Here is a 21,234-nt window from a genome sequence, read left to right on the forward strand (position 1 = left end):
GGGGGAAATCAGCATGACCATTAGCTTGCCGCACGGAGGAACATTAATCAATCGCTTTGAACCAGACTATGATTTAACTAAAATAGAACAATCCGTTGAAATTGATGAAATCTCATTAAGCGACTTGGAACTTATAGGGACTGGAGCATACAGCCCCATTGAGGGATTCTTTTCAAAAGAAGACTATCAAACAGTAGTAAAGGATATGAGGCTTAGCAGCGGGCATGTCTGGAGTATTCCTATTACATTACCACTTTCCGCTGATGTGGCAAACGCTCTTACAATCGGAGAAGAAGTAAAGTTAACTCATGAGGGCCAAACTTATGGAGTCCTTGCCGTTTCCGATATATTTACACCTGATAAGCAAGTGGAGGCAACTTTAGTTTATCAAACGGATGATGAGAATCACCCAGGTGTAAAAAATCTATATAATCGTGGCGATGTATATGTAGGTGGTAAAATCAAGCTTATTAAACGGATCGAGCGTCCATTATTCGAGGATCATTATTTAGACCCAGTTGATACCCGAAAAACATTTGAAGAAAAAGGGTGGAAAACGGTTGTCGGTTTCCAAACAAGAAACCCCGTTCACCGTGCCCATGAATATATTCAAAAAACAGCATTGGAGATAGTGGATGGATTATTCTTAAACCCATTAGTTGGTGCCACGAAGTCCGATGACATTCCTGCTGACGTTCGGATGGAAAGCTATAAAGTATTACTTGAAAAGTATTATCCAAAGGACCGTGTCTCACTTGCGGTATTCCCAGCAGCCATGCGATATGCAGGACCTAGAGAAGCGATTTTTCATGCAATGGTTCGTAAAAACTACGGATGTACTCACTTCATTGTCGGACGCGACCATGCAGGTGTGGGCGATTATTACGGTACGTATGACGCACAAAAGATCTTCGGGAACTTCACTTCTGATGAGTTAGGGATAACATTATTATTCTTTGAACATAGCTTCTATTGTAAAACATGTGGGAATATGGCTTCTGCAAAAACATGTCCGCATGGTAAAGAAGATCACGTCATCCTTTCTGGGACGAAGGTTAGGGAAATGTTACGGAATGGGGAAATTCCACCAGCCACTTTCAGCCGCAAAGAAGTAATCGAAGTATTGATAGAAGGGCTTAAGAAGAACGAGGTATATAACTAATTATTGTAAGTTTTAGAAGGAGGATCCTCATGAGTAAAAGTACTAATGTAACTTGGCATGATGCATCGGTAACGAAGGAACTTAGACGGAAGCAAAACGGTCATGAGAGCACGGTGATATGGTTTACCGGGCTTTCAGGTTCTGGGAAATCAACGATCGCCAATGCTGTTGCAAAAGAGTTGTATAATCGGAATATCCGAAATTATGTTTTGGATGGGGATAATATCCGTCATGGACTTAACAAGGATTTAGGCTTCTCAGAAAAAGATCGCACAGAAAATATTAGACGGATTGGAGAGGTATCCAAGCTCTTCGTGGACAGTGGTCAATTCGTATTAACGGCATTTATATCACCTTTTCGTGCAGATCGTCAAATTGTTCGGGACCTGCTTGGAGAAGGCGAGTTTATTGAAGTGTACATAAAATGTCCACTTGAAGAATGTGAAGTCCGTGATCCAAAAGGTCTTTACGACAAGGCGCGTAAAGGTATCATTAAAAATTTCACTGGAATCGATTCTCCATATGAAGAACCGGAACATCCGGAAATCGTATTGGAATCCAGTCAGTTTAGTGTAGAAGAGTGCGTCGAACAGGTTATAGACTATTTGACAACAAAGAGAGCGATTTAACCTAGGGGGAAAAGAAATGGTGTACGAGAAGATTTGGGCGGACAATCCAGCGCTTGCCAAAAACAAAATGGAAATTCGGAAACTGGAAAAAGATGCTTTGAAGATTTTTGACGATATTCCTCATTACGCGGCAAATGGATTCGACTCCATCCCTAAAGAAGAATGGGATGTGTTCAAATGGGCAGGTCTTTACTTACAACGTCCTAAAGAAGCTGGTTATTGGATGATGCGTGTTGTGATTCCAGGAGGGATTCTCACATACGACCAACAGATCACCCTTGCAAATATTGCTAAGGATTATGGCCACGATGTCTATGACATCACTACACGGCAAGCTATACAATTTCATTGGTTGACGATAGAGCAAGTCCCTGATATATTAAATCGTCTAGATCAGGTAGGATTGACAACAGCGGGTGCTTGCGGAGACATAACACGGAATATTATCGGCAACGCTCTAGCTGGAATCGATCCAGATGAGTTATTCGATACGCGGGAAGTCCTTACGGATGTATTTGAATACTTCAGAATGAATGAAGACTTTTCGAACCTTCCACGTAAATATAAAATGTCAGTCAGTGCTAATATACATAATGCTTCAAACTCCGAAATCAATTGCGTTTCCTTTAATCCGGCAACAAAGGTCATAGATGGGAAAGAAGAAGTCGGCTTTCATGTGAAAGTTGGTGGGGGTCTATCCTCAGTCCCTATGCTGGCACAAGAACTGGATTTATTCGTTTTACCTGAGAAAACGGTAGAAGTGGCTGTAGCGATCACAACGATTTTTCGTGATTTCGGATACCGGGAAAAACGCCACCGTTCACGTTTGAAGTTTCTTGTTGCTGATTGGGGCCCTGAACAATTCACGGAAAAAGTACTGGAATACACTGGGCCGCTACCTGACAAGGGAGAAAGTGCGTTGAAGGAATGGAATGCTGGTTATTTTTACGGCATACATAAACAAAAACAGGAAGGCCTCAACTATGTGGGTGTCAATATTCCAGTTGGTCGACTAACGCCCGAAGAGGTTATCGAGTTCGCCGAAATAGCTAAAAGATATGGAAATGGGGAAATCAGGAATTGTAATTCACAAAACCTGATTATTCCGAATGTATCGGATGGAAATCTGGAAGCCTTAAAACAGGAAACAATCTTTGAAAGATTTCCATACGAGCCCAAGAAATTTCTCGGTTACTCCGTTTCCTGCACAGGTATAGAATATTGTAACCTAGCACTTGTTGAAACGAAAAACAGGATGAAAACCATTGCCGAAACATTGGATAAGGAAATTGATTTAGATGTTCCGGTAAGGCTGCATATGGTTGGCTGCCCTAATAACTGTGGCCAGCGAGCGATTGCTGATATAGGATTACAAGGGATAAAAATGAAAAACCAAGATAAAAAGATGGTTGAGGCTTTCGAAATATACGTGGGCGGAACATTAAATGCTGGCGGAAAATTCAATGAAAAACTAAAAGGAAAAGTGGAAGCGGAACAACTTTATCATGTCTTGAAAGAGCTAATTCTTTATTTTAAAGACAAAAAACTTCCCTCGGAAAGTTTTCTTGAATTTGTTGAACGGGTTGGAACGTCGGAATTACAGAATAAACTGGATAATGTCTTAGCGAGCATGATTGCTGTTTAAAAAGAGGTAAAAAAATGATGAATCTTTATCGCTTTGAAGTTACAATTAAGAATGAATTATGTCATGTCGTCATTGCCGCAGATTCAGATGAAATGGCTTTCCAGCTTGTCGATATCGAGCTGGAAAAACGGTTTTTGAAAATGCCGATGGTTAATGACGTATCATTATATGAAAAGAAACAAATTAAAAATGGAGCAGGTTTCGTTTTAACGAATTTCGAAACAGTACTCTGAGGAAAGGCGGATTGCAAAATGGGGAAAGTATATCTAGTAGGAGCCGGTCCCGGAGATCCAGATTTAATTACAGTAAAAGGGTTAAGATGTATTCAGGAAGCTGATGTTATTTTATATGACCGCCTTGTAAACAAAGAGTTGTTGACTCATGCCAAAGATGGCGTAGAATTGATTAATTGTGGAAAACTGCCGGATTACCATCTCTTGCAACAAGAAACAATCAATCGTTTTCTCGTCAAATATGCAAAAAAGGGTAAGGTGGTCACCCGATTAAAGGGCGGAGATCCCTTTGTGTTCGGTAGAGGCGGAGAGGAAGCGGAGGCTCTTGTCGAAAATGGAATACGCTTTGAAATAGTACCGGGCATTACAGCTGGCATAGCCGCATCGGCCTATGCAGGTATTCCGGTTACCCATAGAGACCATGCATCATCATTTGCCATTGTAACCGGTCATCGTAAAAAGGGTGAAGACGATAACATCAAATGGGAATCGCTTGCTAAAGGCATCGATACATTGGCGATATACATGGGTATTAAGAACCTTCCGTATATTCAAGGAAAACTCTTGGAACATGGGAAAAGCCCAGAGACACCTGTAGCATTAATCCATTGGGGGACATTGGATACACAAAAGACGGCTATCGGTACATTAGGCACTATACTAAAAACTGTCCAAAACGAAGGAATCTCAAATCCCTGTATGATCGTCGTTGGAGAAGTAGTTAACTTAAGTGGGAAAATTAATTGGTTCGAACCAAGGGAAGTCGAAAAGTTATTGGCTAACGAGGCCTTTTAATGGAAGCGATTCTTTACATATGTCATGGTAGTCGCGTTAAAGAGGCTTCCGCGCAAGCTATCGATTTTATTCGAATTTGTATGAAACGACACCCCAATGTTATTCAAGAGTATTGCTTTCTGGAATTGGAAAGCCCGACCATAGAAGAAGCATATGCAGCTTGTGTATACAGGGGAGCAACAAAAATTAAAGCGATCCCGATTCTCTTATTAACTGCTGCGCACGCTAAACATGATATTCCACAGGTTTTACGTAAAATGAAAAACCAATTTCCTGATGTGGAAATGAAATATGGTAGGCCAATAGGGGTCAGTGACAGAATGGTGGATATCTTAGAGGAACGTTTGGTAGAAACAAAAGAAAAGATAACGGAAAATTCACTTGTTTTATTGGTTGGGCGGGGAAGCAGTGATCCTGATGTAAAAAGAGACTTAGGCCATATAGCCAATTCACTTCAAAACAGGATACCAAACACTAGAGTGAAGGACTGTTATTTGACAGCGGCGTCACCAAGCTTTGGAGAAGCACTGTTAAAAGCGAATTCGACTCCTGTAAACCAAATTTTCGTAATCCCTTATCTATTGTTTACTGGTCTTTTAATGCAATCGATGGAAAGGGCAATATCGGAAGTCCAGAGAAACAGCGACAAGAAATTTGTCCTTTGTCCTTATCTTGGCTATCATCCTAAGATTGAACAAGCAATATCAGATAGAATTCAGGAATTATCTGGGGAGAGTGCTTATGTATCCGATTACGCTTAATCTCGAAAATAAAAAGTGCGTCATTATCGGCGGCGGTAAAATAGCCTTTTTTAAGGCTAACCCTTTAATAAAAGCAGGAGCTATTGTCACTGTGATAAGTCCTGAGATTTGTGAAGGGTTCCAGCAACTTCAAGAACAAGGGGCCGTTCATGTTGTTCGTAAAGAGGTGGAAGCATCGGATTATCAAGAAGCCTTTTTAATCATTGCCGCAACCAACTCATCCAAGGTTAATGAAGAAATCTACAAAAATGCTCATGAAAATCAACTCGTCAATGTCATCAGTAATCACGAGATGGCAAACTTCCACATTCCGGCAACTTTACATAGAGGAAAGCTTTCAATCAGTGTTTCCACAAATGGGGCAAGCCCTCAGCTAGCTAAACAGATCCGTAATGATTTACAGGAAGTATATGATGAATCGTATGAGGATTATCTCGAATTCCTATTCGAAGCAAGACAGCATATAAAAAGCAGTTCATTTTCAAAAACAGAAAAATCCATGTTGTTAAAAAATTCAATCGACGTGTTGTATAAGCATTCCGTTAAGGAAAGATATCGATTTTTAGTGAGTCTTATGCCGGTTGAAATTGATTAATAGATTGCGCTCATCAGAGAAAAGGAAGGCACCTTGCAATGATAATTTATCATTGCAAGGTGCCTCTTTTGACTATACATGAATGGTGTATATAAGGTCAGTGTATTAATGGGGAGGAAGTCATGGGAAAGTTCATCGTGTTAGCTTTCATCAGTTTTTCAAGAATGAATAGATGGTTCACTTGGAACAGTCATGGGAAAGTTCATCTTCACTCCAATTGATGTTTTGAACTACTCCAGCAGTTGCTTCAGTTTAGCATGTTATCCGTCCCTTATCAGAATTGGAACCACCGCTGTTTCAGTGGCCTCGTCTATCAACCTTGGTATTGTAGACAAGAATATAGTCTATCGCATGGTTTCCAGGGGAAATGGAATACATGTCTTTTTAGGCTGTCTCGGAATCTACCATAGAGTCACAAAACTGTCTTTAGCAAAAAAGCTAGGAACATATTCAGCCTAAGCGAATTGACTCTTAAACAACCCTTGTGGTTGTTTTTTGCATTCCATGGAAACCTCATTCTAAAATTTAATCAGTTCATTTATACGAGGAATTTAGTTTCTTCCCTTTTAAGAAGTTTTCTTACTATAATAAGTCCAATCGAATGAGACAAGGTATCCATATACTATTGTTGAGGCTAAATAAGAAAGGGGTACATCAATGTCCATTTTTTCAAAAGACTCAACAGGCTCAAGGCTAGGCAAAGTTCTAGCACGGTTTCGGGCTGGCGATTCATTTTCATTAGAGATCGTTCCCGGGTATATCTTCACAGTCAATAACAAGTTCAACGCTACACTCAAGAAAAAAAAGGAGAAAGAGTGTAAGCAAGATGAGACGTGTCAGGAACGAAAAAACAAACACGACAATAAAGAAAATGATTAAACCATTCCATGATTTATGTGTCAAGATTGACCAGTAATCTTCTTAAAGAATCAGTCATCTGAATGGATGGCTGTTTTTTTATAGGTCGATCTATAAAGAGTTTTGCCTTTTTAAGTCATCATGGATTTATTATCGAGATAAAAACATCTGAAAAGGTAGTTAAATATTTTACAGTTTTGTACAATAATATAAAAGAGATAACTTAACGTTATAAAAGGAGTTTTAAAATGTACAGCATACCCGATCACCTAGCGAAAAATTTGGATATCCTGTTTGTTGGCTTCAATCCTAGTATCCGTTCAGGACAGACAGGACATCATTATGCCAATCCAAATAATCGCTTCTGGAAGATTCTCTTCGAAGCTGGATTAACCGAAAGAAAATACGATCCTTCTGAAGACTTCGCTTTATTAGGGTTGGGTTTTGGATTTACTAATATTGTTTCTAGACCGACAAAAGGGGCTGCCGATATCACTAAAGAAGAATACAAAGAGGGAAGAAAACAACTACTTGCAAAGATAAAGCTTTTCAAGCCTAGGATTGTTTGTTTCGTCGGTAAGGGAGTATATCAAGAGTATCGGCAGAAACGAGACGTTCCATGGGGCTTACAGAAAGATCCTTTGTCGAAGGAAACGATGGAATTTGTAGCCCCATCTTCAAGCGGTTTGGTTAGGATGAGGATAGAGGATATTATTGAAATCTATCGAGAATTGCCGGAGCTTTTGAAGAAGTGAAAATACATAATAAGGGCGGAGACTTATGAGGCAGGATAGTTTGGGAGAAGAGCGTATCTATACAGATGTCAATGAAGGGCAAAGTTTCTGGGAAGGGGTGAAGGACTGTATCCCAACTTTACTGGGATATCTAAGTATCGGCTTTGCGGCTGGGGTAGTCGAAAAAACATCGGGCTTAAGCATGGTGGAAATTGCCCTTATTTCCCTCTTATTATATGCAGGATCCGGTCAATTTATAGCGTCAGGCATGATTGCGGCAAGTCACCCGATCTCTGCCATTGTTTTTACGATCTTTTTCATCAACAGCCGCCATCTTTTACTAAGTGCGGCATTGGCACCATATTTCCGTCATCAAACAACGAAGCAAAATATACTAACAGGTGCCTTGTTAACAGATGAGACTTTTGGCGTTGCCATTAATCATGCACAGCTAAATAGAGCCATCAATTTTAAATGGATGTTAGGTCTGAATGTTGCCGCCTACTTTAATTGGTTCGTGGCAAACATGGCAGGGGGCTTTTTAGGGCAATGGATTCCCAATCCCGAGAAATATGGCATGGACTTTGCATTGCCTGCAATGTTTATTGGGCTTCTTGTTTTGCAGATTTTAAGACATAAAAAGTATTTTCTTGACTGTTTGGTAGCTCTCGGTGCCATCATAATTGTAGTGGCTTCAAGCTTTGTTTTTTCTGGAAGCACAGGTGTCATCGTGGCAACAATAATAGCATCAACCATAGGGGTGGTGATTGAAAGGTGGAAATAAACGCATATATTTTCTATGTGATTTTAGGGGCCGCCATCGTTACTGTCATCCCTAGAGTCTTACCATTAGTGTTACTTAGCAAAATGCATATTCCTGAGTGGGGCATCAATTGGCTGAAACATGTTCCTGTTGCTGTCATGGCTGCCCTACTTGCTCAGGAACTTCTTTTAGTGGATCAATCGTTTTCTTTAAGGGAAAATTTATTGAGCCTAGCTGCTGCACTGCCTACATTTGCAATAGCCATTTTCACACGAAGCTTACTAATTACCGTACTTGGAGGAGTTCTTTCATTAATGGCATTAAGAATATTCTTTTAAAAAAGTTTAAAAAGTACTAACTTTTTATTGAATGAGTCGATATAACTAGTGAGGTTCGCCTCACTGGTTTTTTTGGTGCGTGATAATTGGGTGGGGATTTATCTTAACTTAAAAGGTTTAGGAAGCTTGATTATCAAAAACGCGCGGGCTTACATATTCTATAATAAAAGAATTCGTATTGTAAGCGCTTTAAAGATTGGATGAATGTTTAATAATTGAATGGCTGTTAATAATGGAAATAAGCAAATTGCTACGGAGGTGTTTAAGTAATGAATATAAATGGAGCCTTAGAAGTCCTTGATCGTATGCGTCTTTCTAATGGGGCATATACAGCAAGTCTTTCTGAAGATTATAATTATGTATGGGTTAGGGATGTAGTTTACACAGTGTTACCTTTTTTAACTGATTCATCCGATCGATATATGAATGCCTATCATGCATTATTTGATATATTTCGTATGTATGAATGGAAAATAGACATTCATACCGAAAAAAAACCTCAATATCTTTTTGAATATATTCATGCTCGGTACTCCACTGATTTAAAAGAACTTCCAGTTGTATGGGGCCATGCCCAGAATGATTCAATTGGTGCTTTTTTATGGGGGGTTGGCGAAGGTTACCGGAATGGGCAAAAGGTCATACGAGATGAACATGACTTGGAAATTGTGCAAAAGTTAGTCGATTATCTTGAGTGTCTTCAATATTGGCAGGCCGGAGATAATGGGATGTGGGAAGAGAATATTGAAATACATGCATCAAGTATTGGAGCTTGTGTAGCCGGTTTAACTTCCGTAAAAATGCTTGTGACCGTTAAGGAAGAATTAATCAAGAAGGGAGAGGAAGCTCTTCGTTTCCTGCTTCCACGAGAAAGCTATACGAAGGAAACCGATCTTGCCCTTTTATCATTAATTTATCCATACCGTCTAGTTGATCGAAATACTGCCCTGAAAATTTTAGAGAATGTTACGAATCGTCTTGAAAGGACTTACGGTTGTATACGTTACGAGAAGGATCTTTATTATAATGAAGGGCAAGAAGCCGAATGGTGCTTCGGGCTCCCTTGGATTGGACTTTGCTACCTTGAACTAGGTATGGTGAACAAGGCGATGGATTATATTGATAAAACAAAAAAAATCATTCCTTTAAATTGGGAGGTGCCCGAATTATATATTGGAGGAAGAGACGTCCCTAACGGAAATACCCCGTTAGCTTGGTCAGTTTCTTTATCATATTTATTTTTGGAGAAAACAAATATGATGCAGAATGAAAAAATTAAATAAGTCATTTAGAGCATGAAAATAAGCTCTTCCCATCAAGGGAAGGGCTTACATTTATTTTGGGGGAAATATTTTATTACATTTATTGGGTATTCTTCCATTAAAATGTTTAAAGGTAGTGCAAAAAGGGCATTTATTACAATATATCGCCTCTGTTTGAAGGATAAATGCCATGTTTAACGAATATATATATTAACTGGTACTTATTGATACGAATATGCTATCGAGTTTATATTGTTCATGTTGATGGAGGCGGATAAATGAAGACAATGATTGGCCAACTAGAAGATAGTTATCCAAGTGACTTTGATTTATATTTATTTCATGAAGGTACGCTTTATGAAAGTTATAAAATGCTTGGGGCGCATATTCTAACATCATCAGGTATAGAAGGTGTAAGATTTGCGGTTTGGGCACCTCATGCCAAGAAAGTTTCAGTAGTGGGAAACTTTAATAATTGGGACGGTACAGATCATTTTATGAAACGTATCGATAATTCCGGTATCTGGGTATTATTTATACCTGGATTAAAAGAAGGTGATTTGTATAAATACGAAATACATTCACCGGGAAATAAGCAATTTCTAAAGGCAGATCCTTATGCTTTTTATTCTGAAAAGAGACCAGATACAGCCTCCATTGTCCATGGTTTGAATAGCTTCGATTGGGCTGACTCGAAATGGCTGAGTGATAGGAAAAAGGGAAATGTTTATCAAAAACCCATGTCCATTTATGAAGTGCACCCTGGTACATGGAGACAGACAGCGATGTCCGAGTTTTATACCTATCGAGAGTTGGCTGATAGCTTAGTAGAGTATGTGGTTGATAATGGATTTACCCATATTGAACTGATGGCCATAATGGAACACCCTTTCGATAAATCATGGGGATATCAGGTGACCGGTTATTATTCAGTAAATAGCCGCTTTGGATCTCCAAATGATTTTAAATACTTGGTGAACCTTTGCCACCAAAAAGGGATAGGTGTCATATTAGACTGGGTTCCCGCACACTTTTGTAAGGATTCCCATGGTCTTAGCTGTTTTGATGGTACTCCACTCTATGAACCAATTGAATTTGATCGAGCTAATCGACCAATATGGGGAACATTTAATTTTGATTTTACGAAACCAGAGGTTATTAGTTTTCTCATATCAAATGTGATGTTCTGGATGGATGTATACCATATTGATGGTGTACGTGTGGATGCCGTTTCTTCCATGATTTATTTGAATCATGATAATCCCTTGCCAGTAAAACTTAAAAACCAATATGGCGGGGAAGAGAACCTAGAAGCGATTCGGTTTTTACAAAAATTGAATGAAGTGATTTTTGATAAGTATCCTAATGCCTTAATGATGGCTGAAGAAGCAACAGATAGACCCCTTATTACTTCTCCAACTGATATAGGAGGTCTAGGCTTTAATTATAAATGGAATATGGGATGGTCAAATGATATCCTCCGATATATGCAATTGGAAACAAGTGATAGACCCAGTCATCATAACCTCTTAACCTTCTCATTTCATTATGCATTTTCAGAAAATTTCGTCTTGCCTTTCTCTCATGATGATGTGGTTCATGGAAAGAAGTCTTTATTGAATAAGATGCCGGGAGACTATTGGCAGAAGTTTGCTAATTTGCGCTTGCTCCTCGGGTATTTCATGACGCACCCAGGAAAAAAGCTTCTCTTTATGGGCGGGGAATTTGGACAGTTTATTGAATGGAAAGATGATGAACAGTTGGATTGGTTTCTTTTGGAGTATGAGTCCCATACAAAGTTAGCTCTTTATTTTCGAACCCTGCAACAATTTTATCGAGAACATTCATCTTTATGGCGACAGGACCACGTACAGGATGGTTTCGAATGGATAGATCCCAATAATCGTTCCCAGAGCATTCTTACATTTATGAGAAAAGGTAAGCGAAAAGGAGATTATTGTATCGTGGTTTGTAATTTTTCAGAGCAGACACACTATCAGCATAAAATTGGTGTCCCATCTCTAGGGAAGTATATGGAGGTATTTAACAGTGATGACCTTACCTTTGGAGGGTCTGGACAAATCAATCAAGAACCTCTTCATGTAAAAAAAGAACCTTATCATAACCAAAGATACAGTATGAATATTACAGTTCCTCCATTAGGGGTTTCAATTTTTATGAAGCAAACAAAAAAAAGGGCTGGGAGAGTGAACGAATAATGGGAGCAAAAAAGTGGATTGCGATGTTATTGGCAGGAGGTCAAGGCTCAAGGTTAGGTGAATTAACTATTGGATTGGCAAAACCTGCAGTTCCTTTCGGTGGTAAATATAGAATCATAGATTTTCCATTAAGTAACTGCACTCATTCCGGTATCGATACGGTTGGGGTCCTGACTCAATATCAGCCATTGATACTTAATGATTATGTCGGAAACGGAAAAGCATGGGACTTGGATTTAGATGTGGGTGGCGTTTCTGTCCTTCCCCCTTATCAAGGAAAAGAGGGTGGGGAATGGTATAAGGGTACAGCTAATGCTGTTTATCAAAATATTCAGTATATCGATAACTATGATCCTGAGCATGTGTTAATCCTCTCAGGCGACCATATTTATAAAATGGACTATAGCAAAATGCTGGACTATCATATCGAAAAATCTGCTGAGGCAACTATAGCAGTGATTCAAGTACCTTGGCAGGAAGCAAGCCGCTTCGGCATTATGAATACGAATGAAGGTGATAGGGTCACTCAATTTGATGAAAAGCCAAAATACCCGAAGAGTAATCTGGCGTCAATGGGTGTATACCTTTTCAACTGGAAAACATTAAGAAAATATCTTATAAATGATGAAAAAGATGTGAATTCTTCCAATGATTTTGGCAGCAATATCATTCCAAAGATGCTGGAAGATAGAAAGAAATTGTATGCTTATCGATTTAATGAATATTGGAAGGATGTTGGAACGGTTGAGAGCCTATGGCAAGCCCATATGGACTTATTGGAAGAAAACCCTAATTTCCAGTTAGATGACCCGCAATGGAAAATTTTCGCCCGAAATGCTAATCATCCGCCACAATATATTTCGAGAGAAGCGGAAGTCACACAATCGCTCGTGAATGAAGGCTGCATGATTTATGGGAACATTGACCATTCCGTCTTATCCTATAATGTCAAGGTTGGATTTGGCTCAACCATAAAAGACTCGGTCATAATGCCGAATGTCACCATTGGCAATAATGTCCACATTGAAAGAAGTATCATAGCAAGTAATTGCGTGATTGAAGACGGAGCAGTGGTAGGTAATTCAACCGTGACTTCTGACATTACCTTAATTGGAGAAAATCAGACCATTACTGATTCAAATAAAAAAAAGATAACTCTTAATTGATCAAGGGGGAGCTGCAATGGAAAATGTGTTAGGAATCATCAATTTAATTAATGAAAAACAACATTTAAAAGAATTGACTGCTCACCGTAATGTGGCATCTGTGCCATTTGGCGGACGATACCGTCTAATCGACTTCACAATGTCGAACTTTATTCATGCGGATGTTTCAAAGGTCGCTGTCTTTCCAAAGGAAAAATACCTCTCTGTTATGGACCACTTAGGATCAGGGAAAGAATGGAACTTAGACCGGCGTTCAGGTGGATTATTCATTTTGCCACCTATACATCCTGATGAAACGGTCACTGGAGACATGAAACAATTTTATGACCATCTCAGCTTTTTTGAGCGGGCAGATGCCGACACCGTCATCATATCTCCTGGATGCCATGTTTGTAAATTGGACTTTAACGAAGTGCTTTCTTACCATAAAAAAGAGAAAGCGGATATCACTGTCGTCTATAAAGATTATGTGGGAGAGTCCATTGAAAAACCCATCTACCACAAATGTTCAGTGAATTCGGATGGCGCCATCACCGACATTAGCTTTTTTACCATACCTCAACCGGGAGACCATGTTTGTCTAGAAACCTTCATTATCAGTAAAAGCCTTTTGGTCAATTTGATTAAGAGCTGTGTTGCCAATGGGGAATACGATTTCTTGAAAGATGCGGTTAAAGCCAATCTTCATCGTTTTACGGTTAAAGGCTATCATTTCACTGGAGAAATGCCGTTCATACATTCTATTGAAAGTTTTCATTCGAGTAATATGGATTTCTTGAATCCTGCCGTCATTCGGACTTTCTTTGGGGATACATGGGATGTCTATACCAAAATTAAAAACGAGGCTCCGGCTAAATACACACAATCCTCCAAGGTTACTAATTCATTGATTGCCAATGGGTGTAATATTGAAGGTACAGTTGAAAACAGTATTCTATTCAGAGGAGTCAAGGTGAAAAAAGGGGCAGTCGTAAAGAACAGCATCATCATGCAAAAAGGTGAGATAGAAGAAGGGGCAGTCGTAGAAAATATTATAACGGATAAAGAAGTTAGAATTACACGGGATAAAGAAGTAATTGGCCTACAACAACCAACTGTAATAAAGAAAGCAGAAGTTATTTAATGGAGGTACAGCTATGAATGTTCTATTTGCCGCTTCAGAATGCGCTCCTTTCATAAAAACCGGAGGACTTGGAGACGTGATAGGCGCACTTCCAAAAGCACTTAAAAAACAGGGGGTCAATGTAAGTGTAATTCTTCCAAAGTTTAAAGACCTTCCTTTTCATATCAAACAGGAAATGACGCACGTGACCAGTATCGAGGTCCCTGTAGGCTGGCGCCAACAATTTTGTGGAATTGAAAAGTTGGTTGCCAATGGGATTACATATTATTTTCTTGATAATGAATATTATTTTAAAAGACACGGAAGTTATGGATATTTTGATGACGGTGAAAGGTTTGCATTTTTTTCCCGTGCCATATTAGAATCCATACCTTTTTTAGACGATCACCCAGAAATCATCCACTGTCATGATTGGCAAACAGGTCTTGTGAGTGTCTTGTTGAAAGCACATTATCAAAAACATCCATTATATGAAAATATTAAAACGGTATTCACCATACATAATTTACTCTATCAAGGTGTCTACCCTAAAACTGTCCTAGCGGAATTGTTGGATTTAAGTGAATTGTATTTCAATATGGATGGTCTTGAATTTCACGGTAATGTGAGTTATCTTAAAGCGGGTCTGGCCTTCTCTAACTATATTACAACCGTAAGTCCAAGTTATGCAGAAGAGATACAGACTCCATATTATGGAGAGCAACTGGATGGCTATCTGCGTAAACGGAACGGGGATCTTAAAGGCATCATAAATGGGATCGATAATGAATCCTATAATCCTGCTTCAGATGAATATCTACCCGTGCCTTTTTCCACATATGAAGGGAAAATGAAAAACAAGCGCGAATTACAGGAAATATTGAATTTGCCAGTCAATGATGAGGTTCCAGTTATATCAATGGTGACACGATTGGTTGACCAAAAAGGGATAGACCTTATCCTGCATGTCTTCCATGAAATGATGGGTCAAGGCATTCAATTCATATTACTAGGAACGGGCGAGGAAAAATATGAATGGGCTTTCCGTAATTTGGCTGAGCAATATCCTAATCAAGTATCAACCAACACATATTTTGATGAAGGAATGGCCAGGAGGATTTATGCGGGCTCTGATATTTTCTTGATGCCGTCACAATTCGAACCATGTGGAATCGGTCAGCTCATAGCAATGCGCTATGGTGCTTTACCGCTGGTGAGAGAGACTGGTGGCCTTCGTGATACGGTCATCCCTTACAATCAATTTACAGGCGAAGGTAATGGTTTTAGTTTTACGAACTATAATGCTCATGATATGCTTCATACTATTGAACAAGCGGTAGGAATGTATAAATTCCAACCAAAAAGATGGAAGCAGTTGACTGAAAATGCCATGAATGAAGATTTCAGTTGGGATTCCTCATCTTCCGAATATATAGATTTATATGAAAACTTATTAACAATCAAAAAATAAGACAGTATAAAACACTTACGATTAATTTTCGTAAGTGTTTTTGTTTCTTTTATCATACTTCATGGGTATGTATAGATATAAATTATTTATAGGAGAATGAAAAATGAAAAGTAGAAGAAGAATGGAAATTGTGTTTTTATTTATTTTAATCGCATCTGTTTATATGGTTTTATTTAGCTCTGCTAGCTTCAATGTGAAGCTATTTTTTATGGGATTATATATCTTGGTTATGCTTATTACGATGATCTCACTTATGCTAGAAAATAGATTTGCCCATGATACACTTTTATGGATGTATGTTCTTTTTTGTTTTCCTGTTTTCGGATTTATTTTCTATTTGTTTTCAGGTCAACTTTATCTAAAAGGATATTTATTTCAATCTAAAAGAAGAAAAGATAGAGAAGAATGGAAGAACCTTGTCAATGACATATCAGCTCCTGATTTATCGTTTCTGAATAATCATCAGCAATCTTTTGCGGATTTTGCAAAGAATGCTTCAGAAACAACCATCAGTACATCTTCAGAAACGAAAGTATTGAAAAATGGGAATGAAACATTTACAGAAATCATTCAACAGTTAAAAAAGGCGGAAAAGTTTATACATATAGAATATTATATTTTTCGTTCTGACAGGCTTGGTAAGGAAATCATCGATATCCTCATTGAAAAAGCAAAGGAAGGGGTAGAGGTATTATTTATCTTTGATGCAGCAGGAAGCTTAAGTCTAGCAAATAAAGAAATCAATAGAATGAAAGAGGCAGGTGTGAAGATATTTCCATTTTCGCCGTTAAAGCACGGATTTTTTAATCAAAAATTCAATTTTAGAAATCACCGGAAAATAATTATCATAGATGGAGAGATTGGTTTTGTTGGCGGACTGAATGTAGGGGAAGAATATCTTGGAAAAAATAAAAACATTGGATTTTGGCGTGATACACATATGGTTCTTAAAGGGGAAGCTGTTTATATGCTTCATACCGTATTCCTAATGGATTGGGAATATGTAAGTGGAGAAGATGTCTTAGAAGAACGACCAAAAATGAATAAATTTGAAAAGGGAGATGGAGCTGTCCAAGTTGTTGCGAGTGGACCCGATACCCAGCAGGGAATCATGAGCGATTATTATTTTTCCCTCATAACGACTGCAACCAAATCAGTTTGGATAGCAAGTCCATACTTTGTCCCCAATCAAGCAATTAAAGCTGCGATGAAGAATGCTGCTTTAAAAGGGATACAAGTTCGTCTTATGGTTCCTGCTGTAAATGACGGGTTCTTAACCCAGTATGGGAGCCGCTCCTATTTTGGTGAGCTTCTACAATTTGGCGTAGAAATATACTCCTATAAAAAAGGTTTCCTACACCAAAAAATAATCATTGTGGATGGAGACATGGCTTCGATAGGTACGGCAAATATGGACATGCGAAGCTTTCATTTAAACTTTGAGGTAAATGTCTTCTTGATGGGCAATAGTTCTATTGCTGATTTAGCCACTCATTTTCAAGAAGATATAAAAGATTGTGAAAGGATTGATCCATTAACCTATAAAAATAGGACACTATTGGAACGTTCAAAAGAATCATTTGCCCGACTATTTTCCAATATTCTATGATGGGCATGCATTAAGAAATCATAGTATAGTAGGATTGGAAGTCAAAACAGATAGATATAAGGAGAATAGAATAAAAAATGAAATTGGTATCTTGGAACGTAAATGGCATAAGAGCGTGTGTGAAAAAGGGATTTTTAGATTACTTTAAAGATGTGGATGCCGATATTTTTTGTCTGCAGGAAACAAAGCTTCAAGAAGGGCAAATCACACTTGATTTAGAAGGCTATTATCAATATTGGAATTATGCTTTGAAAAAAGGGTATTCAGGAACAGCGATATTCACGAAGGAAAAACCTATTTCGGTTAAATATGGAGTTGGTGACCGAGATGAAGAGCCTGAAGGAAGAATAATAACTCTTGAATTTGAAAAATTTTATATGGTAAACGTGTATACGCCTAATGCCAAACGAGATTTAACGAGACTGGACTATCGTTTGGAATGGGAAGATGAAATGATCGAATATCTAAAAGCCTTGGATATGAATAAACCAGTCATTTATTGTGGGGACCTTAATGTAGCATACTCCGAGATAGACTTAAGAAACCCCAAAACGAATGTTGGAAACTCCGGCTTCACCCTGGAGGAAAGAGGTAAAATGACTAACTTGTTAGAATCGGGTTTCATTGATACTTTTCGTCATTTTTATCCAAACAAAGAAGGTTCATACTCTTGGTGGTCTTATATGAGCAAGGTAAGAGAAAGAAATATTGGCTGGCGGATTGATTATTTTATTGTTTCGGAGCGGTTGGCTGTAGATTTAAAAGATGCTAGCATTCATTCAAATATAATGGGTAGCGATCATTGTCCAATTGTCTTGGAAACGGCCTTTTAAGTAGGATAAATCTGATGGTATGGGAATATACTATCCGTTATCCAGCTTAACGGGGGGTGACGTGATGAGAACGTTTATTGCAAGCTTCCATCAAGAAAATCATATAGATAGCATGCAAGTACAAAAGCTTACAGCCAGTGAATTTATTGAAGCAGGGGCAAGTGGTTTCCGAAGGTTATTCGAACTTGAAAAAAATGTAGGTAGTTTTGTCTTTTTTGACCAAAAATGGAGACGGACTCCTTTCCCATCTCATCCCTCTATATCCTGAAGAAAACAATGATCCTAGTGATTGTTATTCATTTTCAAGAAATGATTGTTATGAATTCATGGTTCTTTATTTGCAAGGGATGGAGGAAGAAGAGCAAGAGTATGGTCCAATTCATCACATGGAACATTTGATGTTTCATAATGTAGAAGAAGGTAAAAATATTAAAACCATGAATGGATGAGGTAGAGCCATGCAAGGGACGTGTGAATTATGTTCTCGAAGTGAGGTAGAACTGACTGTGCACCATTTAACGCCCAGGGAGGAAGGAGGCAGTCAGTTACCAACCGCTTTTCTTTGTAAATCGTGCCACAAGCAAATTCATGCCTTATATTCAAACCGGGAGTTAGCCATAAGATTATATACCGTTATATTGTTAAAAGATGATGAAGCTTTGAAAAAATATATAAAATGGATCAAGAAGCAACCTGCTAGCAAATCTGTAAAAACAAGAAAGTCCAAAATTAAATAATACGAAGGCCCATCTTGAATTAGATGGGCCTTCGTATTATTTATCTATTCATGCTTCCCCTATTCTTTAAACGATCCAGTAAAAATCCACCTTTAAAATACCTCGGTTCATAAGAAATGATGAAAGCTTTAGGTTCGAATTTTTCAATTGTAGCAATTAATTCTTGTTCTCGGTTACGTTTTGTTAATATTTCCATCCGATAACGGTTACTATCCCTTCCTTCGCCTGTATAGAGAGTAACACCAAAGCCGTTGTTCCTTAATGTGTCCATCAATTGGGTGTTTTTCGTCTGTGTATTAACGGTAACATTGATAAAACCAATAGCAAGTTTTTGCTCAATTTTCGTCCCGAATATGATACCTATTCCAAAACCAACTGCATATACAACCATGGCCAATATGCTTTGGTCTCCACCAAATACGAGGGATAGTCCAAATACATAAACTAACATCTCGGCTATGCCTAAAATAGAGGCCAAAGAGGTTAAGTTTTTGACTAAGAATATGGTACGTAATGTATAGATGGGAACATAAATAAGTTGCAATAATAAGATTAATAATATTTCCTTCAATTGGGCACCTCTCCATTATAATTAAGTCCATTAACTATTCTATATGAAACATCTTCCATAATCTAAACATATGGCACACAATAAAGCTATGGAAATATTATGCATGAACATGGGCATGCACATCCTATCGCTTTTTTAGTTAGTAGTTCTAGGTACTAAATCAATCTTAAATTTGGTATTATTGTTCTAACTATTTATCACATGTGAAGAAGAGGGTGTCTTCTGCTTTCACTTGTTGGTCCAATTCATGTTAAATTGCCTAGTATTAAGGATTTTCATGTTCACCTGCAAAAGCATGCAAAGGAAATTTAAAACTGTGAAAAGTTCACCACTCTAAAACGAAAGGGTTGAAGGTTATTACAACGATTTGTATAGTACGCCATGGAGAAACAGATTGGAATGCAGAAGGAAGGTTACAGGGGCAAACAGACATACCACTTAATGAAAATGGAAAGAGGCAGGCCAGGAAGTGTGGAGAGTTTTTATTCAAAGACGAGTGGGATGTAATTTTTACTAGTCCTCTAAAAAGAGCAAGGGATACAGCCAATATTATAGGTGAAATGATCGATTCCCCAATTATTATTAAAGAGGAATTCATTGAAAAGAATTTTGGGGACGCTGAAGGAATGACAGCTGATGAGAGGGAATCCACATTTTTTAATAAAGAATACCCTAATCAGGAAGACCAGGAAAGTTTACGAGAACGCCTTATGAAAGGCCTACAGGATATTGAAGCAGAATATCCTGATAAGAAAGTAATTTTAGTTGCACATGGGGCGGTCATTCATATGATTTTACGTATGATGTCGAATGAAAAGATTGTATCAACTGAAACCAGATTATCAAATGCTTGCCTGAGTACAATCAAGTTTGAACTGAATTCATGGGTTATAGCCGATTATAATCAAGTGAATCACTTGTCCTAATCCTTTCTAATTTAACAGTTCGGTTGCTATTGGGCAGCCTATACGAGAAAGAAGGAAATCATGACTAAAAAAACTGCGTTAGTTTTAGGTGCAACTGGGGTTGTAGGCACCCAACTATTGAAAAGGTTATGTACTAGTAAGGATTATCAAACCATACATCTATTTACGAGAAGAGAACTAGAATATAAAGATTCTGTCTGTAAAGTGCATATTGTCGATTTTGATAATATGAAAGAATTTGCAGATTTGTTTCATGTCAATGATGTGTTCATATGTTTAGGCACTACCATTAAAAAAGCGAAATCTAAAGAAGCTTTTCGGAAAGTTGATTATGATTACGTTGTGGAGGCGGGAAAATTGGCAAAAGCGGCAAATGTAGAGAATGTGTTAGTTATAAGTGCTATCGGTGCTGACTCTAAATCAAGTTTCTTTTACAGTCGAGTAAAGGGAGATATGGAAGAAATACTAAAACAATTAAAATTGAATTCTTTACATATTTTCAGACCTTCGTTACTAATCGGAGAACGAAAAGAACTCCGTATCGGTGAAAAGATATCCGGTAAACTAAGTTCGATTTTTGAATTTTTGTTAGTGGGACCTCTTCGCCCATATCGCGCCATACATGTAGAAACGGTGGCTACTGCCATGAGTATTGCGGCAAAATCCGTTACTTCAGGAAACCATGTGTACCAGTCCAATGAAATAGAGGAACTTGCTAATGAGAGAGAACTATATTAGGAGTTTGATTGATAAGATAAAAAAACGAAAGCGGGCCAATTATATGAGGCTCGTTTTTATTTTTATGAATTTCGATATACAAGTTCC

The 21,234-nt window shown here is 38.2% G+C and carries 23 protein-coding genes; 22 read left to right on the forward strand and 1 reads right to left on the reverse strand.

Going from position 1 to position 21,234, the window contains the following annotated elements:
• Positions 1-13: 13 nt before the first annotated feature.
• From sat to ACQKL0_RS09360, 20 genes are all read left to right on the forward strand, one after another.
• On the forward strand, positions 14-1,162 hold the full coding sequence (gene sat / locus ACQKL0_RS09265) for a sulfate adenylyltransferase (protein ID WP_402873151.1): 1,149 nt from the start codon (positions 14-16) through the stop codon (positions 1,160-1,162).
• 29 nt (positions 1,163-1,191) lie between these two features.
• On the forward strand, positions 1,192-1,791 hold the full coding sequence (gene cysC, locus ACQKL0_RS09270; protein ID WP_402958809.1) for an adenylyl-sulfate kinase: 600 nt from the start codon (positions 1,192-1,194) through the stop codon (positions 1,789-1,791).
• A 16-nt stretch (positions 1,792-1,807) separates the two neighbouring features.
• On the forward strand, positions 1,808-3,436 hold the full coding sequence (locus tag ACQKL0_RS09275) for a nitrite/sulfite reductase (RefSeq protein ID WP_427687112.1): 1,629 nt from the start codon (positions 1,808-1,810) through the stop codon (positions 3,434-3,436).
• Positions 3,437-3,450: 14 nt separating this feature from the next.
• A complete protein-coding gene (locus tag ACQKL0_RS09280; RefSeq protein WP_402988589.1) occupies positions 3,451-3,669 on the forward strand; it encodes a DUF3906 family protein in 219 nt (72 codons plus the stop codon).
• A gap of 18 nt (positions 3,670-3,687) precedes the next feature.
• Complete coding sequence (cobA, locus tag ACQKL0_RS09285) at positions 3,688-4,464, forward strand: uroporphyrinogen-III C-methyltransferase (RefSeq protein WP_427687114.1); 777 nt, start codon at positions 3,688-3,690, stop codon at positions 4,462-4,464.
• A complete protein-coding gene (locus tag ACQKL0_RS09290) occupies positions 4,464-5,225 on the forward strand; it encodes a sirohydrochlorin chelatase (RefSeq protein WP_427687116.1) in 762 nt (253 codons plus the stop codon). The genes cobA and ACQKL0_RS09290 overlap by 1 nt, the downstream gene beginning before the upstream one ends.
• Positions 5,206-5,820, forward strand: a complete 615-nt coding sequence (locus ACQKL0_RS09295) for an NAD(P)-binding protein (protein WP_427687118.1) — start codon at positions 5,206-5,208, stop codon at positions 5,818-5,820. The genes ACQKL0_RS09290 and ACQKL0_RS09295 overlap by 20 nt, the downstream gene beginning before the upstream one ends.
• Positions 5,821-6,477: 657 nt before the next feature.
• A complete protein-coding gene (locus ACQKL0_RS09300; protein ID WP_427687120.1) occupies positions 6,478-6,699 on the forward strand; it encodes a hypothetical protein in 222 nt (73 codons plus the stop codon).
• A 227-nt stretch (positions 6,700-6,926) separates the two neighbouring features.
• Positions 6,927-7,433, forward strand: coding sequence for a mismatch-specific DNA-glycosylase (locus ACQKL0_RS09305; RefSeq protein WP_402873129.1), 507 nt, complete (start codon positions 6,927-6,929; stop codon positions 7,431-7,433).
• Between the two features lie 25 nt (positions 7,434-7,458).
• On the forward strand, positions 7,459-8,196 hold the full coding sequence (locus ACQKL0_RS09310) for an AzlC family ABC transporter permease (protein ID WP_427687122.1): 738 nt from the start codon (positions 7,459-7,461) through the stop codon (positions 8,194-8,196).
• On the forward strand, positions 8,187-8,513 hold the full coding sequence (locus ACQKL0_RS09315; protein WP_402958824.1) for an AzlD domain-containing protein: 327 nt from the start codon (positions 8,187-8,189) through the stop codon (positions 8,511-8,513). The genes ACQKL0_RS09310 and ACQKL0_RS09315 overlap by 10 nt, the downstream gene beginning before the upstream one ends.
• A gap of 269 nt (positions 8,514-8,782) precedes the next feature.
• Positions 8,783-9,796 carry a glycoside hydrolase family 15 protein gene (locus ACQKL0_RS09320; protein ID WP_427687125.1) on the forward strand — a complete coding sequence of 338 codons (1,014 nt, stop codon included), beginning with the start codon at positions 8,783-8,785 and terminating at the stop codon, positions 9,794-9,796.
• Positions 9,797-10,053: 257 nt separating this feature from the next.
• Complete coding sequence (gene glgB / locus ACQKL0_RS09325) at positions 10,054-11,994, forward strand: 1,4-alpha-glucan branching protein GlgB (RefSeq protein WP_402988607.1); 1,941 nt, start codon at positions 10,054-10,056, stop codon at positions 11,992-11,994.
• On the forward strand, positions 11,994-13,160 hold the full coding sequence (locus ACQKL0_RS09330; RefSeq protein ID WP_402873115.1) for a glucose-1-phosphate adenylyltransferase: 1,167 nt from the start codon (positions 11,994-11,996) through the stop codon (positions 13,158-13,160). Before glgB ends, ACQKL0_RS09330 begins: the two co-directional genes overlap by 1 nt.
• 16 nt (positions 13,161-13,176) lie before the next feature.
• Positions 13,177-14,283: a glucose-1-phosphate adenylyltransferase subunit GlgD gene (glgD, locus tag ACQKL0_RS09335; protein WP_427687127.1), complete on the forward strand. Its 1,107-nt coding sequence runs from the start codon at positions 13,177-13,179 to the stop codon at positions 14,281-14,283.
• Between the two features lie 13 nt (positions 14,284-14,296).
• Complete coding sequence (gene glgA, locus ACQKL0_RS09340; protein ID WP_427687128.1) at positions 14,297-15,733, forward strand: glycogen synthase GlgA; 1,437 nt, start codon at positions 14,297-14,299, stop codon at positions 15,731-15,733.
• Positions 15,734-15,836: 103 nt separating this feature from the next.
• Positions 15,837-17,342, forward strand: a complete 1,506-nt coding sequence (cls, locus tag ACQKL0_RS09345) for a cardiolipin synthase (protein ID WP_427687130.1) — start codon at positions 15,837-15,839, stop codon at positions 17,340-17,342.
• A 77-nt stretch (positions 17,343-17,419) separates the two neighbouring features.
• Positions 17,420-18,175 carry an exodeoxyribonuclease III gene (locus ACQKL0_RS09350; RefSeq protein ID WP_402873103.1) on the forward strand — a complete coding sequence of 252 codons (756 nt, stop codon included), beginning with the start codon at positions 17,420-17,422 and terminating at the stop codon, positions 18,173-18,175.
• A 64-nt stretch (positions 18,176-18,239) separates the two neighbouring features.
• Positions 18,240-18,443: a hypothetical protein gene (locus ACQKL0_RS09355; protein WP_427687132.1), complete on the forward strand. Its 204-nt coding sequence runs from the start codon at positions 18,240-18,242 to the stop codon at positions 18,441-18,443.
• A 190-nt stretch (positions 18,444-18,633) separates the two neighbouring features.
• Positions 18,634-18,912 carry an HNH endonuclease gene (locus ACQKL0_RS09360; protein WP_427687134.1) on the forward strand — a complete coding sequence of 93 codons (279 nt, stop codon included), beginning with the start codon at positions 18,634-18,636 and terminating at the stop codon, positions 18,910-18,912.
• A gap of 40 nt (positions 18,913-18,952) precedes the next feature.
• On the opposite strand, the gene ACQKL0_RS09365 is transcribed toward ACQKL0_RS09360, so the two are convergent.
• The gene (locus ACQKL0_RS09365) at positions 18,953-19,483 is read right to left on the reverse strand and encodes a DUF2179 domain-containing protein (RefSeq protein WP_402958845.1); all 531 of its coding nucleotides are present in this window, start codon (positions 19,481-19,483) and stop codon (positions 18,953-18,955) included.
• A gap of 347 nt (positions 19,484-19,830) precedes the next feature.
• Here ACQKL0_RS09365 and ACQKL0_RS09370 point away from each other — a divergent pair, with 347 nt between their 5' ends.
• Both ACQKL0_RS09370 and ACQKL0_RS09375 read left to right on the forward strand, forming a co-directional pair.
• Positions 19,831-20,409 (forward strand): histidine phosphatase family protein, encoded by a 579-nt coding sequence (locus tag ACQKL0_RS09370; RefSeq protein ID WP_427687135.1) that lies wholly within the window; start codon positions 19,831-19,833, stop codon positions 20,407-20,409.
• A 60-nt stretch (positions 20,410-20,469) separates the two neighbouring features.
• On the forward strand, positions 20,470-21,147 hold the full coding sequence (locus ACQKL0_RS09375) for an oxidoreductase (RefSeq protein WP_427687136.1): 678 nt from the start codon (positions 20,470-20,472) through the stop codon (positions 21,145-21,147).
• Positions 21,148-21,234: the final 87 nt, after the last annotated feature.

Source organism: Peribacillus sp. NPDC097264 (genome assembly GCF_050277925.1).
In the GTDB taxonomy this organism is placed as follows: Bacteria; Bacillota; Bacilli; order Bacillales; family DSM-1321; genus Peribacillus.

Excerpts from the sequence above, each read along its gene's own strand:
- sat (WP_402873151.1), top strand. The coding sequence starts at position 14 with ATGACCATTAGCTTGCCGCACGGAGGAACATTAATCAATCGCTTTGAA.
- ACQKL0_RS09355 (WP_427687132.1), top strand. The coding sequence starts at position 18,240 with ATGAGAACGTTTATTGCAAGCTTCCATCAAGAAAATCATATAGATAGC.
- glgA (WP_427687128.1), top strand. The coding sequence starts at position 14,297 with ATGAATGTTCTATTTGCCGCTTCAGAATGCGCTCCTTTCATAAAAACC.
- ACQKL0_RS09330 (WP_402873115.1), top strand. The coding sequence starts at position 11,994 with ATGGGAGCAAAAAAGTGGATTGCGATGTTATTGGCAGGAGGTCAAGGC.
- ACQKL0_RS09280 (WP_402988589.1), top strand. The coding sequence starts at position 3,451 with ATGATGAATCTTTATCGCTTTGAAGTTACAATTAAGAATGAATTATGT.
- ACQKL0_RS09310 (WP_427687122.1), top strand. The coding sequence starts at position 7,459 with ATGAGGCAGGATAGTTTGGGAGAAGAGCGTATCTATACAGATGTCAAT.
- ACQKL0_RS09360 (WP_427687134.1), top strand. The coding sequence starts at position 18,634 with ATGCAAGGGACGTGTGAATTATGTTCTCGAAGTGAGGTAGAACTGACT.
- ACQKL0_RS09290 (WP_427687116.1), top strand. The coding sequence starts at position 4,464 with ATGGAAGCGATTCTTTACATATGTCATGGTAGTCGCGTTAAAGAGGCT.
- ACQKL0_RS09275 (WP_427687112.1), top strand. The coding sequence starts at position 1,808 with ATGGTGTACGAGAAGATTTGGGCGGACAATCCAGCGCTTGCCAAAAAC.
- cysC (WP_402958809.1), top strand. The coding sequence starts at position 1,192 with ATGAGTAAAAGTACTAATGTAACTTGGCATGATGCATCGGTAACGAAG.
- glgD (WP_427687127.1), top strand. The coding sequence starts at position 13,177 with ATGGAAAATGTGTTAGGAATCATCAATTTAATTAATGAAAAACAACAT.
- glgB (WP_402988607.1), top strand. The coding sequence starts at position 10,054 with ATGAAGACAATGATTGGCCAACTAGAAGATAGTTATCCAAGTGACTTT.
- ACQKL0_RS09305 (WP_402873129.1), top strand. The coding sequence starts at position 6,927 with ATGTACAGCATACCCGATCACCTAGCGAAAAATTTGGATATCCTGTTT.
- ACQKL0_RS09350 (WP_402873103.1), top strand. The coding sequence starts at position 17,420 with ATGAAATTGGTATCTTGGAACGTAAATGGCATAAGAGCGTGTGTGAAA.
- cobA (WP_427687114.1), top strand. The coding sequence starts at position 3,688 with ATGGGGAAAGTATATCTAGTAGGAGCCGGTCCCGGAGATCCAGATTTA.
- cls (WP_427687130.1), top strand. The coding sequence starts at position 15,837 with ATGAAAAGTAGAAGAAGAATGGAAATTGTGTTTTTATTTATTTTAATC.
- ACQKL0_RS09300 (WP_427687120.1), top strand. The coding sequence starts at position 6,478 with ATGTCCATTTTTTCAAAAGACTCAACAGGCTCAAGGCTAGGCAAAGTT.
- ACQKL0_RS09375 (WP_427687136.1), top strand. The coding sequence starts at position 20,470 with ATGACTAAAAAAACTGCGTTAGTTTTAGGTGCAACTGGGGTTGTAGGC.
- ACQKL0_RS09320 (WP_427687125.1), top strand. The coding sequence starts at position 8,783 with ATGAATATAAATGGAGCCTTAGAAGTCCTTGATCGTATGCGTCTTTCT.
- ACQKL0_RS09295 (WP_427687118.1), top strand. The coding sequence starts at position 5,206 with ATGTATCCGATTACGCTTAATCTCGAAAATAAAAAGTGCGTCATTATC.